Source organism: Streptomyces sp. NPDC093795, from assembly GCF_044764665.1.
Classification (GTDB): Bacteria; Actinomycetota; Actinomycetes; order Streptomycetales; family Streptomycetaceae; genus Streptomyces.
In genome coordinates, this window is the sequence record NZ_JBIWIO010000002.1 from 775,889 (window position 1) to 791,353 (window position 15,465).

At 73.2% G+C, this 15,465-nt stretch carries 13 protein-coding genes; 6 read left to right on the forward strand and 7 right to left on the reverse strand.

Annotated elements, in window-relative coordinates:
- Positions 1 to 24 precede the first annotated feature (24 nt).
- A complete protein-coding gene (locus ACIRB7_RS08530; protein ID WP_403594188.1) occupies positions 25 to 255 on the forward strand; it encodes a hypothetical protein in 231 nt (76 codons plus the stop codon).
- Positions 256 to 286: 31 nt separating this feature from the next.
- Here ACIRB7_RS08530 and ACIRB7_RS08535 read toward each other — a convergent pair whose 3' ends face one another.
- Together ACIRB7_RS08535 and ACIRB7_RS08540 are read right to left on the reverse strand one after the other, a co-directional pair.
- Complete coding sequence (locus tag ACIRB7_RS08535) at positions 287 to 1,633, reverse strand: MFS transporter (RefSeq protein WP_403594190.1); 1,347 nt, start codon at positions 1,631 to 1,633, stop codon at positions 287 to 289.
- A 75-nt stretch (positions 1,634 to 1,708) separates the two neighbouring features.
- The gene (locus ACIRB7_RS08540; RefSeq protein ID WP_403594193.1) at positions 1,709 to 2,311 is read right to left on the reverse strand and encodes a hypothetical protein; all 603 of its coding nucleotides are present in this window, start codon (positions 2,309 to 2,311) and stop codon (positions 1,709 to 1,711) included.
- Positions 2,312 to 2,414: 103 nt separating this feature from the next.
- Here ACIRB7_RS08540 and npdG point away from each other — a divergent pair, with 103 nt between their 5' ends.
- Positions 2,415 to 3,155: an NADPH-dependent F420 reductase gene (gene npdG, locus ACIRB7_RS08545; RefSeq protein ID WP_403594196.1), complete on the forward strand. Its 741-nt coding sequence runs from the start codon at positions 2,415 to 2,417 to the stop codon at positions 3,153 to 3,155.
- 92 nt (positions 3,156 to 3,247) lie between these two features.
- Entirely contained in the window at positions 3,248 to 3,487 is a 240-nt protein-coding gene (locus tag ACIRB7_RS08550; RefSeq protein WP_351220089.1) for a hypothetical protein, read from the forward strand.
- On the opposite strand, the gene ACIRB7_RS08555 is transcribed toward ACIRB7_RS08550, so the two are convergent.
- Complete coding sequence (locus ACIRB7_RS08555) at positions 3,484 to 4,278, reverse strand: site-2 protease family protein (RefSeq protein WP_403594199.1); 795 nt, start codon at positions 4,276 to 4,278, stop codon at positions 3,484 to 3,486. The genes ACIRB7_RS08550 and ACIRB7_RS08555 overlap by 4 nt on opposite strands.
- 212 nt (positions 4,279 to 4,490) lie before the next feature.
- Here ACIRB7_RS08555 and ACIRB7_RS08560 point away from each other — a divergent pair, with 212 nt between their 5' ends.
- Positions 4,491 to 7,958, forward strand: a complete 3,468-nt coding sequence (locus ACIRB7_RS08560) for an AfsR/SARP family transcriptional regulator (RefSeq protein WP_403594202.1) — start codon at positions 4,491 to 4,493, stop codon at positions 7,956 to 7,958.
- A gap of 27 nt (positions 7,959 to 7,985) precedes the next feature.
- On the opposite strand, the gene ACIRB7_RS08565 is transcribed toward ACIRB7_RS08560, so the two are convergent.
- The 3 genes from ACIRB7_RS08565 to panB all read right to left on the reverse strand — a co-directional run bounded on the left by ACIRB7_RS08565 (position 7,986) and on the right by panB (position 10,840).
- Entirely contained in the window at positions 7,986 to 8,846 is an 861-nt protein-coding gene (locus ACIRB7_RS08565; protein WP_403594205.1) for an ABC transporter permease, read from the reverse strand.
- Positions 8,843 to 9,844, reverse strand: coding sequence for an ATP-binding cassette domain-containing protein (locus ACIRB7_RS08570; RefSeq protein ID WP_403594208.1), 1,002 nt, complete (start codon positions 9,842 to 9,844; stop codon positions 8,843 to 8,845). Before ACIRB7_RS08570 ends, ACIRB7_RS08565 begins: the two co-directional genes overlap by 4 nt.
- Positions 9,845 to 9,976: 132 nt before the next feature.
- The gene (gene panB / locus ACIRB7_RS08575) at positions 9,977 to 10,840 is read right to left on the reverse strand and encodes a 3-methyl-2-oxobutanoate hydroxymethyltransferase (protein WP_403594211.1); all 864 of its coding nucleotides are present in this window, start codon (positions 10,838 to 10,840) and stop codon (positions 9,977 to 9,979) included.
- Positions 10,841 to 11,123: 283 nt separating this feature from the next.
- Between panB and ACIRB7_RS08580 the strand changes: the two genes are divergently transcribed.
- Positions 11,124 to 12,161, forward strand: coding sequence for an endonuclease/exonuclease/phosphatase family protein (locus tag ACIRB7_RS08580; protein WP_403594214.1), 1,038 nt, complete (start codon positions 11,124 to 11,126; stop codon positions 12,159 to 12,161).
- A 142-nt stretch (positions 12,162 to 12,303) separates the two neighbouring features.
- Positions 12,304 to 13,560, forward strand: coding sequence for an MFS transporter (locus ACIRB7_RS08585; protein WP_403594216.1), 1,257 nt, complete (start codon positions 12,304 to 12,306; stop codon positions 13,558 to 13,560).
- Here ACIRB7_RS08585 and ACIRB7_RS08590 read toward each other — a convergent pair.
- Positions 13,523 to 15,286 (reverse strand): NAD+ synthase, encoded by a 1,764-nt coding sequence (locus ACIRB7_RS08590; RefSeq protein WP_403594219.1) that lies wholly within the window; start codon positions 15,284 to 15,286, stop codon positions 13,523 to 13,525. The two genes, ACIRB7_RS08585 and ACIRB7_RS08590, sit on opposite strands and share 38 nt — an antisense overlap.
- Between the last annotated feature and the right edge of the window lie 179 nt (positions 15,287 to 15,465).

Genomic DNA, 15,465 nt, shown 5'->3' on the forward strand with positions numbered 1-15,465 from the left:
TCCCAGAGGAAGGAGCCGACGACGATGGCCCTGTTCAAGAAGCGCACGGTGGGCAAACCGGGCGAGTGGTACTACTGCCTGGAGCACAAGAAGGTCGAAGAGGGCCCCGAGTGCCCCGCGAAGAACCGCTTCGGCCCGTACACCAGCCGCGAGGAGGCCAACCGCGCCATGGAGACCGCTCGCGAGCGGAACCAGGAGTGGGAGACCGACCCGCGATGGCACGACCAAGGCCGGACGCAGGAGCCGCCGGACTAGGGCGCGGCCGTCGGATCATGGCCGGGATCGTTCAGACGGTCCCGGCCGTGGTCCGCCCGTCCGGATCCCGCCCGTCCGATTCCCGCCCGTCCGATTCCCGCCCGGCCTCCTGCTGGGCCTTGCGTCGCAGCGAGTCCTCGTCGGTCTCGGAGTCGTACGTGAGGAGCTTCGGCAGCGCCAGGCAGAGCAGCCCCACCGAGGCGACACAGGCCACGCCGCCCGTCCAGACCGCCGACCGGGTGCCGGTCCAGCCGGCCATCACGCCCGCGCGGACCTGGCCCAGCTGCGGGCCGACGCTGTAGGAGAGCACCTCGATGCCGGCGAGCCGCCCGCGCAGCTCCTCGGGGATCGTCTGGTTCCAGATCGTGGCGCGGCCGAGCCCGCTCAGCATGTCGCCCGCGCCCGCGAAGGCCAGGCAGAGCAGCACCAGCCAGACGTTCCCGAACCACCCCGCCGCCGCGATGGCGAGACCCCAGCCGGCCGCGCCCCCGACCACGAGCAGCCCGTGCCGCCGCACCTTCGACGTCCAGCCGCTGGTCAGCCCGAGCACCAGGGAGCCGACCGAGCCCGCCGCGTACATCAGGCCCAGCGACCAGTCCGCGTCCAGCTCGTCCGCGAGGAACGGGAAGATCGTGTTCGGGAAGGCGAAGAACATCGCCGCGAGGTCGATCGCGTACGTGCCGAGCAGCACCGGCCGCGACCAGGCGTACCGCGCGCCCTCCGCGATGCCCCGCAGCGAGGGCTTCTCCGCGTCGTGCGCGGCCGGCGCCGGGGAGAGCCGGCGGCACAGCAGCGCCGAGACCGCGAAACCGGCGATCGTCACCCCGTACGCGGGCGCGTGACCCGCGTACGCCACGACCAGACCCGCGAGGGCCGGGCCCGCGATCGAGCCCATCTGCCAGCGCAGTGAGTTCAGCGCGGCCGCAGCGGTCTGCTGCTCGTGCGGCACGATCCGGGCGAGCAGCGAGTCCAGGGCCGGACGCTGGAGCCCCGCGAGCGCCGCGGCGCCGGCCGCGACCACGTACAGCGGCCAGAGCGTCGGCTCCGGCAGCAGTGCGTTGACCAGCAGGATCAGGGCGAGGACCCCGAGGCCCGCCTCGGTCGCGAGGATCACCTTCCGCCGGTCGACGGCGTCGGCGAGCGCCCCGCCGTACAGGCCGAACACCACGAGCGGCACCAGCTCGACCGCGCCCATCGCACCGACCGCGAGCGGCGAACCCGTCAGCTCCTTGATCTGCAACGGCAGGGCGATCATCGCCATCGCGCTGCTGAAGTAGGTGACGAGCCCCTGGATCCACAGCAGCCGGAAGTCGGAGGACGAGCGCCACGGCGCCAGATCGGGGAACAGCGCGGAGATCTTCGCGAGGGGGGAGGACACGAGGGGCCATGCTCCGACGGGTCAGTGCCGGGGGCAACCGAATTTGTGGGGCGCGTGGGCCCGCTGCCCTACCCTCTACCAGCGCGGCGGTGGCGGGGCCGTCAGGCGGTCGGCGAGGTCGGCGAGACGGTCCCGGAGCCGGCGGTTCCCGCGCGGGGACGGCAGGCTGTTCTCCCCGGCCGCCGCGCTCACCAGGTGCTGCACCGTGTCCAGGTCCACCTCCGCCCCCTCCGCCACCGTGAGCGTCTCGTGCGCGAGCCCCCGCACCTCCTCGTCGCCCCCGTCGAGCGAGAGCACCGTCGCCCCCGCCCGCCGGGCGTCGTGCACCCGCTGGAGCAGCTGCGCGTCCGGCCGCCCCGGCGCCACCATCAGCAGCGTCGCCCCGCGCCCCGCCGCCTCGAGGCGGCCGAGGCCCACCGCCAGATGCGCCGGATCGCCCGGCCGCACCCGGTGCCGTACCAGGGTCGGCGCCAGCTCCGGCAGCCCCGACCAGGCGGACTCGTCGACCAGGTGCGCCGCCAGGTGCCAGGGCTCGTACTCCTCCGTGCCCACCAGGAGCAGTCCGTCCCGGTGCCGGACCACCGAGGACCGGAGCGCGCCCGCGAACCGGCGGGCCGCCGTCGGCCACTCCGTCCCGGCGAGCACTTCCCGCAGCAACGCGACCCGTACGGCATCCATGAGCCCGCATCATGCACCAGCCCGTGGCCCGCGCGCGGGCGGTCGTGACGGATCCACCCGTACGGGAGTCCCGGCGCCGCGACCGCTCGGTAATGTCGGGGCCATGACTTCCCCCAGCGACTCCACCGACTCCACCGCCGCACCCGCCACCCCCGCCGCGTCGAAGCCCGCGGCCAAGGACCCGTGGGACCTTCCCGACGTCTCCGGCCTCGTCGTCGGCGTCCTCGGCGGCACCGGCGAGCAGGGCCGCGGCCTCGCCTACCGGCTCGCCAAGGCCGGCCAGAAGGTGATCATCGGCTCCCGCGCCGCCGACCGCGCGCGCGACGTCGCCGCGGAGATCGGCCACGGCGTCGAGGGCGCCGACAACGCCGAGTGCGCCCGCCGCAGCGACATCGTGATCGTCGCCGTGCCGTGGGACGCTCACGCCAAGACCCTGGAGTCCCTCCGCGAGGAACTCGCCGGCAAGCTCGTCGTGGACTGCGTCAACCCGCTGGGCTTCGACAAGAAGGGCGCCTACGCCCTCAAGCCCGAGGAGGGCTCCGCCGCCGAGCAGGCCGCCGCGCTGCTCCCTGACTCCCGGGTCGCCGCCGCCTTCCACCACCTCTCCGCCGTCCTCCTCCAGGACACCTCCCTGGAGGAGATCGACACGGACGTGATGGTCCTCGGCGAGGAGCGCGCCGACGTCGAGCTCGTGCAGGCCCTCGCCGGCCGCATCCCCGGCATGCGGGGCGTCTTCGCCGGCCGGCTGCGCAACGCCCACCAGGTCGAGTCGCTCGTCGCCAACCTGATCTCGGTCAACCGCCGCTACAAGGCCCACGCCGGGCTCCGCGTCACCGACATCTGAGCCGACCCCGGCCGGACGTACCCGGCCGGACGCACCCGCCGGACGCGCCCGGCCTGCCGCACGGCAGAGCCGGGGACCGGACGCTTCCGGGCATGGGGGACACTGGACGGGCACCAGCAGCCGTACCCGGACAGGAGCCGACCCCCATGCCCCGCCTCGCCCTCTACGCCCTCGCGGTCTGCGCACTGGCCGTCACCGCGGCCGTCGTCTCCTTCGTCGAGGGCAGCTTCCTCGGCATCGTCTGGGTCCTGCTCGCCGGCCTCTCCTCCAACATGGCCTGGTACTACCTCCGCCGCGCGAAGGTCGAGAAGGCCGCCGCCGCCCAGGGCTAGACCTGGCAGAACTCCGGCGTGTCCTGCCAGAACCGGAACAGCTGCGAACCGCAGTAGCGGAAGGCGTCCGGCACCCCGAGCGACCGCATCAGCGCGTCGATCGCGTCGAAGAAGGCCCCGTTGATCGCGGGCACGAACAGCAGCGCGATCACGATGAAGAAGCCGTACGGCGCGTACGGCTCGATCTGCCGCTTCACCTTGTACGACAGCCAGGGCTCCACGACCCCGTACCCGTCGAGCCCCGGCACCGGCAGGAAGTTCAGGAGCGCGGCCGTCACCTGGAGGAACGCCAGGAACGCCAGCGCGAACCGGAACGTGGGCGGCACGCCGTCCAGCGCGTCCAGCCAGAACGGGGCCGTGCAGACCAGCGCGAACAGCACGTTCGCCAGCGGGCCCGCCGCCGAGACCAGACTGTGCTTCCAGCGGCCCTTGATCCGGCCCTGCTCGATGAAGACCGCGCCGCCCGGCAGACCGATCCCGCCCATGATCACGAAGAGGACCGGCAGCACGATGCTCAGGACGGCATGGGTGTACGCGAGCGGGTTCAGGGTCAGATAGCCCTTCGCGCCGACCGTGATGTCCCCGCCGTGCAGGGCGGTGCGGGCGTGCGCGTACTCGTGGAGGCAGAGCGACACCACCCACGCCGAGGTCACGAAGAGGAAGACCGCCAGGCCGGGCGAGGCGGCGAAGTCCGTCCACACCGCCCAGCCGGTGACGGCCATGACGGCGAGGATCGCCAGGAAGACGGGGCTGATCCGCCGTTCGTGGCGCCGGGTGGTGGCCGTGGTCATCGCGGGAGCTCCCAGGGGACGGGGACAAGGACGTGGACGGAGGGGCGGCGGATGTGTCAGACGTGTCCGACGTGTCCGACGTGTCCGGCGGACGAGTCCGACCTGTTCGGCAGACGTGTCCGAGTGGGTCTTGCCGGTCCCGATGTGCGGGAAACGTACCGGAGGACGGGGCGAGTTCCGGAGTCCGGGGCCTTCTCACGGAGAATGGGCCCGTGCGCTACTCCGTCCTCGGACCCACCCTCGCCCACACGCCCGACGGCGCCGACGTGCCCGTCGGCGGCCCGCGGGTCCGTGCGCTGCTGACCGTCCTCGCCCTCCGGGCCGGCCGGACCGTGCCCGTGCCCGACCTGGTCGACGAGGTCTGGCACGGCGACCAGCCGCCCGCCGACGCCGTCGCCGCGCTCCAGGCCCTCGTCGGACGGCTCCGCAAGGCCGTCGGCCGGGACCGGGTGATCTCCGCCGAGGGCGGCTACCGGCTCGACGCCGAGCCCGGGGACGTGGACGCCCGCCGCTTCGAGCGCCTCGCCGCCGAGGGCGCGGCCGCGCTCGGCGCCGGAGACCCGGCACGGGCCGCCGCCCTCCTCGACGAGGCCCTCGGGCTCTGGCGCGGCCCCGCCCTCGCCGATCTGCCGGACCGGGACGCCGAGGCCGCCCGTTGGGAGGCCCGGCGCCTCGACGCCCGGCGGGCCAGGCTCGACGCGGCCCTCGCGCTCGGTGGGGCGTCCACGGCGCTCCCCGAACTGACCGCCCTCTGCGCGGCCCACCCCCTCGACGAGCCCCTCCAGGCCCTGCGGATCCGCGCCCTGCGGGACACCGGGCGCGCGGCCGAGGCCCTCGCCGCGTACGAGACGGTCCGCCGTGCCTTCGCCAACCGCCTCGGCACGGACCCCTCACCGGCCCTGCGGGCCCTGCACGCGGAGCTGCTGTCCCCGGCGCCCGCGACGAAGGGACCCGCGCTCGCGCCGAAGCCGGCGTCCGGGTCGGCCCCCGAGCGGGCGCAGCCCGGACCGGCGTCCGGGGCCGCTCCCGCTGCTGCTGCCCAGCCGGTGCCGATCCCGGGCAACCTGCGGGCCCGGCTCACCAGCTTCGTCGGCCGCGACAAGGAGATCGCCGCCCTCCAGGAGGACCTGCGGACGGCCCGGCTCGTCACCCTCCTCGGGCCCGGGGGAGCGGGCAAGACCCGGCTCTCGCAGGAGGCCGCCGAGCGCGGGGCCGAGGCCTGGCCGGACGGGGTCTGGGTCGCCGAGCTCGCCCCCGTCACGGACCCGGAGGCCGTCCCCGAGGCCGTGCTCGCCGCCGTCGGCGCCCGCGAGACCGTCCTGCGCGGCGCCGGGGCCGAGGAGTTGCGGGCCGGCACCGACCCGCTCGACCGGCTCGTCGAGCACTGCGCGGGGCGCTGGATGCTGCTGCTCCTCGACAACTGCGAGCACCTCGTGGCCGCCGCCGCCGAACTCGCCGAGACCCTCCTCGCCCGCTGTCCGGGCCTTCGGGTCCTGGCGACGAGCCGGGAGCCGCTGGGGGTGCCGGGGGAGGTGGTGCGGCCGGTGGGCCCGCTGCTCACGGCGACGGCCCTGCGACTGCTCGGCGAGCGCGGCGCGGCGGTCCGGCCCGGGTTCCGCGTCGAGGAGGACCCGGAGGCGGCGGCCGAGATCGTACGCCGCCTGGACGGGCTGCCCCTGGCGATCGAGCTGGCGGCGGCGAGGCTGCGGATGCTGACCCTGCGCCAGATCGCGGAGCGGCTCGACGACCGCTTCCGGCTGCTGACGTCGGGCGCGCGGACGGTACTGCCCCGCCAGCAGACCCTCCGCGCGGTCGTCGACTGGTCCTGGGACCTCCTCGACGACGCCGAACGCGCCGTCCTGCGCCGCCTCTCGGTATTCACCGGCGGCACCGCCCTGGAGGCGGCGGAAGCGGTCTGCGCCGACCCGGCGGGGGCGGGGGCGGGATCGGGAGCCGGAGCAGCCGCCGTTGCCGGAGCAGCCGCCGTCGCCGGAGCGGGCGCCGTCGCCCGGGCGGGCACCGCCCCCGGCGACGTCCTCGACCTGCTCGGCTCCCTCGTCGACAAGTCGCTCGTCGTGGCCGTGCCCGGTGAGGGCGGGATGCGGTACCGGCTGCTCGAGACCGTCGCCGAGTACGCGGGGGAGCGGCTCGACAAGGCCGGGGAGCGGGCCGTGGTCGAGCGGCGTCATCTCGCGTACTACCGGGAACTGGCCCGCCGCACCGATCCCGAGCTGCGCGGATCGAAGCAGGTCGCCGCCCTCGCCCGGTTCGGGACCGAGTACGGCAATCTCCGCACCGCCCTGCGCCGGGCCGTCGACGCCCGTGACGAGGACGAGGCGCTCGTCCTCGTCCACTCCCTGCTCTGGTACTGGCAGATGCTCGACCTGCGTGCCGACGCCCTGCACTGGGCCCGGGCCGCCGCCGCCCTCGGACCCGACCCGTTCGGGCCGGCCGCCGCCCCCGTCGTACCCCTGCACGAGCCGTGCACGGCCGCCCCGCCGCCGCTCGAAGAGGAGCAGCGCTGGGAGGCGAGGCGCGGGGTGCGTCTCGTCGAACTGATCAACATGAACCACGAGACCAGTCGCTGGACCAGCCCCCAGGGCATGCGGCGGCTCCGCGAGATGACCGCAGGCTACGACCCCGGCCTGCCCCAGACCTGCCGGCTGCCCGGCTCCTACGCCTTCTTCGCGGTCCTCCTCATCGGGGAGGCCGGCCGGCTCCAGGAGCTCCTCGACACGACCGTCGAGGCCTGCCGCCGGTACGGCTACGACTGGGACCTCGCCAACGCCCTCCAGCTGCGCGCCAACATGCTCGCCAACCGGGGCGACCTGGCCGGGGTGGCGATCCGTGACGCCGACGAGAGCCTGGAGATCTTCCGCCGGCTCGGGGACGCCTGGGGCGCGGCCGAGGCGCTCTCCTCCCGCGCGGAGGCCCGGGAACGGCGGCTCGAGTTCGAGGAGTCGGCCGCCGACTACGCCGCCGCCATCGGCTACGCCGAACAGATCGGCGCCCAGGCGCAGATGGCGCTCCTGCGGGCCCGGTACGCCGGCACGCTCGTCGAGACCGGACGGCTCGCGGAGGGCGAGGCGATCCTGCGCGAGATCCTGGACGGCGCCCACGGCCGGAGCCCCGAACCCCAGCTCGGCACCCGCATGTTCCTCGGCATGGCGCTCGGCCGCAGCGGACGCACCGCCGAGGCCCGCGAGCACTTCCTCGCGCTGCGGCGGGACTTCGACTCCGAGACGCTCTCCCTCTTCGAGGGCTTCACCCTCGGCATCCTCGGCTGGCTGGACGACCTGGACGGCCGCTACGCCTCCGCGCTCGCCCTCGCCACGGAGGCGTACGAGCGCTCCCTGGGCTCGCTGTCGATGACGGTCGCCCCGCAGATGCCCGCGGTCCACGCGGTCACCGCCGCCTGGGCACTCGCCGGGCTCGGCGGCCCGCAGGCGCGGACCGGCGCGGTGTTGCTCGGCGCCAGGGACGGACTGCTCCCGCCGGGTCACCTGTCGCCGCCGATGGAGCGGGAGAACCTGGAGCGGGCCACCGAACTGACCCGTTCCGTCCTCGGCGAGGACGCGTTCGCGGCGGCGTACGCCGAAGGCGACGGTCTCTCCTTGGAAGAGACCGCCGCCCTGCTCGGCCGCGCCGCCGACGCGATCAGTGAGCGCGCCGAGTCCTGACCCTCGTCCCGGTACCCCGTACCGGACTCAGGTCTTGTTGCGGAACTTCGTCACCGCGAGCGGCGCCGTGACGACCGTGATGGCGAGGGCCCAGCCGAGGGTCATCCACACGGAGTCGGCGACCGGGCCGCCGTTGATCAGGTTCCGAGCGGCGTCGGCGAGGTTCGACAGCGGGTTGTAGTCGGTGAAGGCCTTCAGCCAGCCCGGCATCGACGTCGGCGGGGCGAAGATCGACGAGCCGAACTGCAGCGGCATCAGGACGAGCATGGCCATGCCCTGGACCGCCTGTGCGGTCTTCAGGGTGAGACCGAGCAGGATGAAGATCCACATCAGCGACGCTCCGAAGACCATCGACAGGCCGATGGCGGCGAGGAGGTGGAAGACCGAGGTGTGGATCTCCATGCCGAGCAGGAAGCCCATGCCGAGCAGGATCGCGGTGGCGATCAGCATCCGGCCGACCTCGACGACGATCTTCGCGATCAGGACGGAGGACCGGGCGATCGGCATCGTCCGGAATCGGTCCATGACCCCCTTCTTGAAGTCGTCGTTGATGCCCACGCCGACGGCCATCGCGATGTTCATGCCCATCATCGCCATCAGGCCCGGGGTCACGTAGTTGACGTAGGCCTCGTTGTTGCCCTTGCCGGCGATGGCGCCGCCGAAGACGTACACGAACAGCAGGATGAAGATGATCGGCATCAGGACGGCGTCGAACATCGACTCCGGGTCCTGCTTGATCTGGAGCGCGTTGCGCCGGGCCAGGGCGCCGATGTGGCGCAGATTGCCCCGGAGGCCGATCCGGCCCTCGTCGACGGGCGCGCGCCGCGCCGAGGCCGCATCCGGACCGGGGGCGCCGACGGGGGACTTGGTGACCGTGGTCGTGCTCATGCGGCGACCTCCTCGTTGATCGCGTCGGACAGGTCGGAATCGGCGGTCTTCTGGCCGGTGATCGCCAGGAACACCTCGTCCAGGCTGGGCAGATGGGTGCCGATGTGGGCCAGGCCGAAACCGCGCGCCCCCAGCAGGGCCACGACGGCCGTCAGCTGCTGGTCGGTGAGGATCGGCACGTACAGCGCGCCGTCGTCGGGCACGACCGTCGCGCCGGCGACACCGTCGAGCCCCGTCTCACGGAGCGCGGCGGCCATCGCCGACAGCTGCCCCGGGTCCACCGGGCGGACCTTCAGGGTCCGGCCGCCGACCTTGGCCTTCAGCTCGTCGACCCCGCCCTTGGCGATGACCTTGCCCCGGTCGATGACGGTCAGCTCGCTCGCGAGCTGCTCCGCCTCCTCCATGTACTGGGTGGTGAGGAGGACGGTGACGCCCTCGGAGACCATCCGCTGGACCTCGTCCCACACCTCGTTGCGGGTGCGGGGGTCGAGACCGGTGGTCGGCTCGTCCAGGTAGAGGACGGCCGGCTGCCCGATCATCGAGGCGGCGAGGTCGAGACGGCGCCGCATGCCGCCGGAGTAGGTCATCGCGGGCCGCTTGGCGGCGTCCGTGAGGGAGAACCGCTCCAGCATCTCGTCGGCCCGGCGGCGGGCGTCGGCACGGGAGAGATCGAGCAGCCGCCCGATCATGTACAGGTTCTCCCAGCCGGACAGCTTCTCGTCGACCGAGGCGTACTGCCCGGTGAGCCCTATGGTGCGGCGCAGCTGGCGGGGGTGCTTCACCACGTCGTACCCGGCGACGACGGCGGTCCCGGAGTCCGGGACGAGAAGGGTGGACAGGCAGCGGACGAGGGTGGTCTTCCCGGCGCCGTTGGGGCCGAGCACCCCGAGGACCGTGCCCTCCCGTACGTCGAGGTCGACCCCGTCGAGGGCCTTGGTGGCGCCGAAGTGCTTCACGAGGCCCCGGACCTCGACGGCGTTGGTGTGTGATCGCGTCATGACCACCACTAGACCAGGTGCCACCGACAATCCCCCTACAGACGACCGACAGCCCGCCGATGGGGGATGTCGGCGGGCTGTCGGCCTCATGGTGGAACCGCGGTGGACCAGGGCGTACCGGCGGATCAGGGCCTAGTGGAAGGTGTGCTCCTCGGCGGGGAACGCCCCGCCGCCGACGTCCTCCGCGAAGGCGCGCGCGGCGTCGCCGAGCGTCTCGCGGAGGTTGGCGTACTGCTTGGTGAAGCGCGGGACCTTGCCGCCGGTCAGACCGGCCATGTCGGTCCAGACGAGGACCTGCGCGTCGGTGCCGGCGCCCGCCCCGATGCCGATGGTCGGGATGTGCAGCGAGCGGGTGACCTCGGCGGCCAGCTCGGCCGGTACGAGCTCCAGGACGACCGCGAACGCGCCCGCGTCCTGCGCCGCCTTCGCGTCGCGGAGCAGCTTGTGCGCGGCCTCGTCGGAGCGGCCCTGCACCCGGTAGCCCATGGTGTTCACGGACTGCGGGGTCAGACCCAGGTGGGACATGACGGGGATGCCGGCCTGGACGAGCAGCTCGGTCTGCGGCAGCGAGCGCTCGCCGCCCTCCAGCTTGATCGCGCCGACACCCGCGTCCTTGACCAGCCGGGTGGCGTTGCGCAGGGCCTGGACGGGCCCCTCCTGGTACGAGCCGAACGGCAGGTCGCCGACGACGAGGGCGCGCTTCGTGCCCCGGACGACGGCGGCGGACAGCAGCGTCATCTCGTCCATCGTGACGGGCACGGTGGTCTCGTAGCCGAGGTGACAGTTGCCCATGGAGTCGCCGACGAGGATCACCGGGATGCCGGCCTCGTCGAAGACGGAGGCGGTCATCGCGTCGTAGGCGGTGAGCATGGGCCACTTCTCGCCGCGGGTCTTGGCGGCGGCGATGTCGTGGACGGTGATGCGGCGTGTGCCCTTGCCGCCGTACAGCGCCTTGCTGCTGTCGGCGGTCGGCTTCTGGGCAGCCTGAAGCGTCATCGTGAAGCTCCTTTGTCATCTCGAGGCGCCCTGACGGCGTCCCCGGACCACATCCATGGTGGCACTTCGCCGGGCGGAGGGGGAAGTGGGCCGCAGTGGCGCTGTTCACACCGGCGCGTCGAATGTGCGCGTTCTGTCACAGCCCGCCCGCAGGCGCCACCCGCAGGAACCCGCCACGCCGCCGGTGTCGTCCTTCGGGGCGTACGGCGGACCCGTCATCCCCTAGTGTCGACGTCGGGTCACGGAGCAAGACGGCACGGCAGCAAGGCAGTGAGGACAGACGATGGCGCGGGTGGACATGACGGAGACCGAGCAGGGCGGCCGGGGGAACGAAAGCTCCGGCTCACGCTTCCGGACCACCCTCGACCGCCTCCGCCACGACCGCGGGATCTGGCGCCGCGGCATCCTGCTCGCCCTGTGCGCGGTGGCCCTCACCCTGCTGATGGTCCTCCACGCCGACATCCCCAACCGGATCGGCAACCTGGGCAGCCTGACCGAGACGTTCCTGCCCTGGATCGGCCTCTTCGTGCCCCTCCTTCTCGTCCTCGCCCTGCTGCGGCGCTCCGCCACCGCGCTGATCGCCCTGCTGCTGCCGGCCGTGGTGTGGCTCAACCTCTTCGGCGGGCTCGTCGCCGACAAGTCCGCCGCGGGCGGTGACCTGACCGTCGCCACCCACAACGTGAACGCCGACAACCCGGACCCCGAGGGAACGGCCCGGCTGCTCGCCGCGTCCGGCGCCGACGTGCTGGCCCTGGAGGAACTGAAGGGCGACGTGGTCCCGGCGTACGAGCGCGGTCTGGCGGAGACGTACCCGTACCACTCCGTCCAGGGCACGGTGGGCCTGTGGAGCAAGCTGCCGCTGCGCGCCGCGCAGCCCGTCGACATCCGGATGGGCTGGACCCGGGCGATGCGGGCCACCGTCGTCACCCCGCAGGGCGAGGTGGCCGTGTACGTCGCCCACCTGCCGTCCGTACGGGTCAAGCTGAACGCCGGCTTCACCGCCAACCAGCGTGACGTCAGCGCCAACGCCCTCGGCGAGGCCATCTCCGACGACCCGCACAAGCGGCTCGTCCTCCTCGGCGACCTCAACGGCACCATGAACGACCGGGCGCTCAACGCCGTCACCTCGCAGCTCCGCTCCACCCAGGGCGCGGCGGGCGACGGCTTCGGCTTCAGCTGGCCGGCCTCGTTCCCGATGGCCCGGATCGACCAGATCATGGTCAAGGGCATCGAGCCGATGTCGTCCTGGGCCCTCCCGGAGACGAAGAGCGACCACCTCCCGGTCGCCGCCCGCGTGAAGCTCGACACCACGGCGTCGTAGCGCACGCGGCTTCGGCCCGCTCGCGGCTTCGTGGCGCACGCGGGCCGAAACCTCCCCTTCATCCCCCGGAAGTCGCGGGGAAGAAAACACCTGAGAGTCTTTGTTCCGACGAAGAACTAACTTCCGGAAAGGCTCTCCCCCCATGCCCCTGGCCCTGCTGGCCCTGGCTGTCTCCGCCTTCGGCATAGGCACCACCGAATTCGTCATGATGGGCCTGCTCCCGCAGGTCGCCGACGACCTCGGCACCTCCGTCCCCACCGCCGGGTACCTCGTCTCGGCGTACGCGATCGGCGTCGTCCTCGGCGCGCCGCTGCTCACCGCCCTCGGCTCCCGCGTCCCGCGCAAGCGGATGCTGCTCCTCCTGATGGCCCTGTTCACGGTCGGCAACCTCGCCTCCGCGTTCGCCCCCGACTTCGGCTGGCTGGTCGCGGGACGGGTCCTCGCAGGGCTCCCGCACGGGGCGTTCTTCGGCCTCGGCGCGGTCGTCGCCGCACGGCTCGTGCGCGAGGACCGGCAGGCGCGGGCGGTGGCCACCATGTTCCTCGGCCTCACCGTCGCCAACATCCTCGGCGTACCGGCCGCGACCCTGCTCGGGCAGCACCTCGGCTGGCGGGCCACCTTCCTCGTCGTCTCCGTCATCGGCCTGGTCGCCATCGCCGCGCTCGCCCGTCTCGTGCCGTACGTCCCCGTGGACGGGCGGCAGGGCCTGGGCCGCGAGGTGCGTGCCCTCGGCCGTCCGCAGGTGCTGCTGGGGCTCCTCACCGCCGTCTTCGGGTTCGCGGGCGTGTTCGCCGTCTACTCGTACCTGGCCTCGATGACCACCGAGGTGATGGGCTTCGGCGACTCCACCGTGACGATCGTCCTCGCCCTCTTCGGCCTCGGCATGACCGGTGGGGCGCTCGCCGCGGGGCCGCTGACCGACCGGGCGCTGCGCCCGACGCTGTACGGCTCGCTCGCCGCCCTCGTCCTGGCCCTGGTCGCCTTCCGCTTCACCGTCCACGTGCCCTGGCTGGCCCTGGTCACGGTCGTGGTGCTCGGCGCGGTCGGCTTCATGACGACCACCCCGCTCCAGATGCTGGTCATGAACAAGGCCAAGGACGCGCCCACGCTCGCCTCCGCCTCCAACCACTCCGCCTTCAACCTGGCCAACGCGGGCGGCGCCTGGGCGGGCGGGGCCGCCGTCGCCGCCGGCTGGGGCTGGACCTCGCCGGCGCTCGTCGGCGCGGGACTCACGGTGGTGGGCCTCGCGGTCGCCGTCGTGGCGGGCCTGCTCGACCGCCGTACGCCGGAGGGGACCTCCCGCGTCGTCGCGGGAAGCCCCCTCAAGGCGGCCGGGGCGGCCGGGGCATCCGGGGCGGAGGTCAGCCCGTCGTCGGCGTCTCCCGCCAGCGGTTCGTGATCGGCAGGCGGCGGTCCTTGCCGAAGCCCTTCGCCGAGATCTTGGTGCCCGGCGGGTACTGGCGCCGCTTGTACTCCGCCGTGTCCACCATCCGCAGCGTCCGCGTCACGAGCTCCTCGTCGAACCCGGCGGCCACGATCGCGTCCCTGCCCTGGTCCTGGTCCACGTACAGGGAGAGGATCGCGTCCAGGACGTCGTAGTCCGGCAGCGAGTCCGTGTCGACCTGGCCAGGGCGCAGCTCCGCGCTGGGCGGCTTGGTGATCGAGCTCTCCGGGATCGGCGGGGTCTGGCCGCGCTCCTCGGCCGCCCGGTTCCGCCAGCGCGCGAGCCGGAACACGGTCGACTTGTACACGTCCTTGATGGGCCCGTACGCGCCGACGGAGTCGCCGTACAGCGTCGAATAGCCCACCGCCAGCTCGGACTTGTTGCCCGGAGCGAGGACGATGTGGCCCTCCTGGTTGGAGATCGCCATCAGCGTCGTGCCCCGCAGCCGCGACTGGAGGTTCTCCTCCGCGAGGCCGGTGAGACCGAGCGAGCCCATGTACGCGTCGAACATCGGCTCGATCGACACGGTGCGGAAGTTGAGCCCGGTGCGGCGGGCGAGCTCGTCCGCGTCGCCGCGCGAGTGCTCGGAGGAGTACTTCGAGGGCATCGACACCCCGTACACGTTCGCCGCGCCGAGCGCGTCGCAGGCGATGGCCGCGACGAGCGCCGAGTCGATGCCACCGGAGAGACCGACGAGCACCGAGCGGAAACCGTTCTTCGCGACATACGCCCGCACCCCGATCACCAGCGCGGAGTACACCTCCTCGTCGTCGTCGAGCCGGTGCGCGTACCCGCCCGTCAGCTCCGGCTCGTACGCGGGCAGCGGCTTGTCGGAGAGCACCACGCGGTCGATCCGCAGCCCGTCGTCGACCACACCCTCGGGGGCGTCGGCGTCGGCCGCCGGAAGGTCGAGATCCAGGATCACGCTGCCCTCCACGAACTGCGGGGCCCGCGCGATCACCTCGCCGTCCGCGTCCACGACGATCGAGTCCCCGTCGAAGACCAGCTCGTCCTGACCGCCCGTCATCGCCAGGTAGGCCGTGACGCAGCCCGCCTCCCGGGCCCGCGCGCTGACCAGTTCGAGCCGGGTGTCGTCCTTGTCCCGCTCGTACGGCGAGGCGTTGACCGACAGGAGCAGCCCGGCCGCCGCGCTGCGCGCCGCAGGCACCCGGCCGCCGTCCTGCCACAGGTCCTCGCAGATCGCCAGGGCCACATCGACGCCGTGGACCCGGACGACCGGCAGGGTGTCGCCCGGCACGAAGTAGCGGTACTCGTCGAAGACGCCGTAGTTGGGGAGATGGTGCTTGGCGAAGCGCAGCACGACCTCACCGCGGTGCAGCACGGCGGCGGCGTTCTCGGGGGAACCGGCGGGCCTGCCGAGCCTCGGCACGGCCTGCTCGGAGCGGTCCAGGTAGCCGACGACGACCGGCAGCTCCCCGAAGCCCTCGTCCGCGAGCCGGCGGGCGAGACCGCGCAGGGCCGCCCGGGACGCCTCGACGAAGGACGAGCGCAGCGCGAGGTCCTCGACGGGGTATCCGGTCAGCGCCATCTCGGGGAACGCGACGAGATGCGCGCCCTGCCCGGCGGCGTGCCGGGTCCAGTGCACGATCGCCTCGGCGTTCCCGGCGATGTCTCCGACGGTCGAGTCGATCTGATTGAGGGCGAGGCGTAGTTGAGGCACCCGCCCAGTGTAATCGTCAGACCGACGCTATGTCCTGGGATACGCGACCTGAGTCCTGGATCCCGGTCCGGGGGTCCCGGATCCCGACGCGGGAAGTCTCGGGCCCCGACGCGCGGAGTCTCAGGCCCCCGACCCGCCGAGTCGCGGATCTCGACACGCGGGGCGCCCCGGCCCCCGGC

Excerpts from the sequence above, each read along its gene's own strand:
- ACIRB7_RS08530 (WP_403594188.1), top strand. The coding sequence starts at position 25 with ATGGCCCTGTTCAAGAAGCGCACGGTGGGCAAACCGGGCGAGTGGTAC.
- ACIRB7_RS08540 (WP_403594193.1), bottom strand. The coding sequence starts at position 2,311 with ATGGATGCCGTACGGGTCGCGTTGCTGCGGGAAGTGCTCGCCGGGACG.
- npdG (WP_403594196.1), top strand. The coding sequence starts at position 2,415 with ATGACTTCCCCCAGCGACTCCACCGACTCCACCGCCGCACCCGCCACC.
- ACIRB7_RS08550 (WP_351220089.1), top strand. The coding sequence starts at position 3,248 with ATGGGGGACACTGGACGGGCACCAGCAGCCGTACCCGGACAGGAGCCG.
- ACIRB7_RS08555 (WP_403594199.1), bottom strand. The coding sequence starts at position 4,278 with ATGACCACGGCCACCACCCGGCGCCACGAACGGCGGATCAGCCCCGTC.
- ACIRB7_RS08565 (WP_403594205.1), bottom strand. The coding sequence starts at position 8,846 with ATGAGCACGACCACGGTCACCAAGTCCCCCGTCGGCGCCCCCGGTCCG.
- ACIRB7_RS08570 (WP_403594208.1), bottom strand. The coding sequence starts at position 9,844 with ATGACGCGATCACACACCAACGCCGTCGAGGTCCGGGGCCTCGTGAAG.
- panB (WP_403594211.1), bottom strand. The coding sequence starts at position 10,840 with ATGACGCTTCAGGCTGCCCAGAAGCCGACCGCCGACAGCAGCAAGGCG.
- ACIRB7_RS08580 (WP_403594214.1), top strand. The coding sequence starts at position 11,124 with ATGGCGCGGGTGGACATGACGGAGACCGAGCAGGGCGGCCGGGGGAAC.
- ACIRB7_RS08585 (WP_403594216.1), top strand. The coding sequence starts at position 12,304 with ATGCCCCTGGCCCTGCTGGCCCTGGCTGTCTCCGCCTTCGGCATAGGC.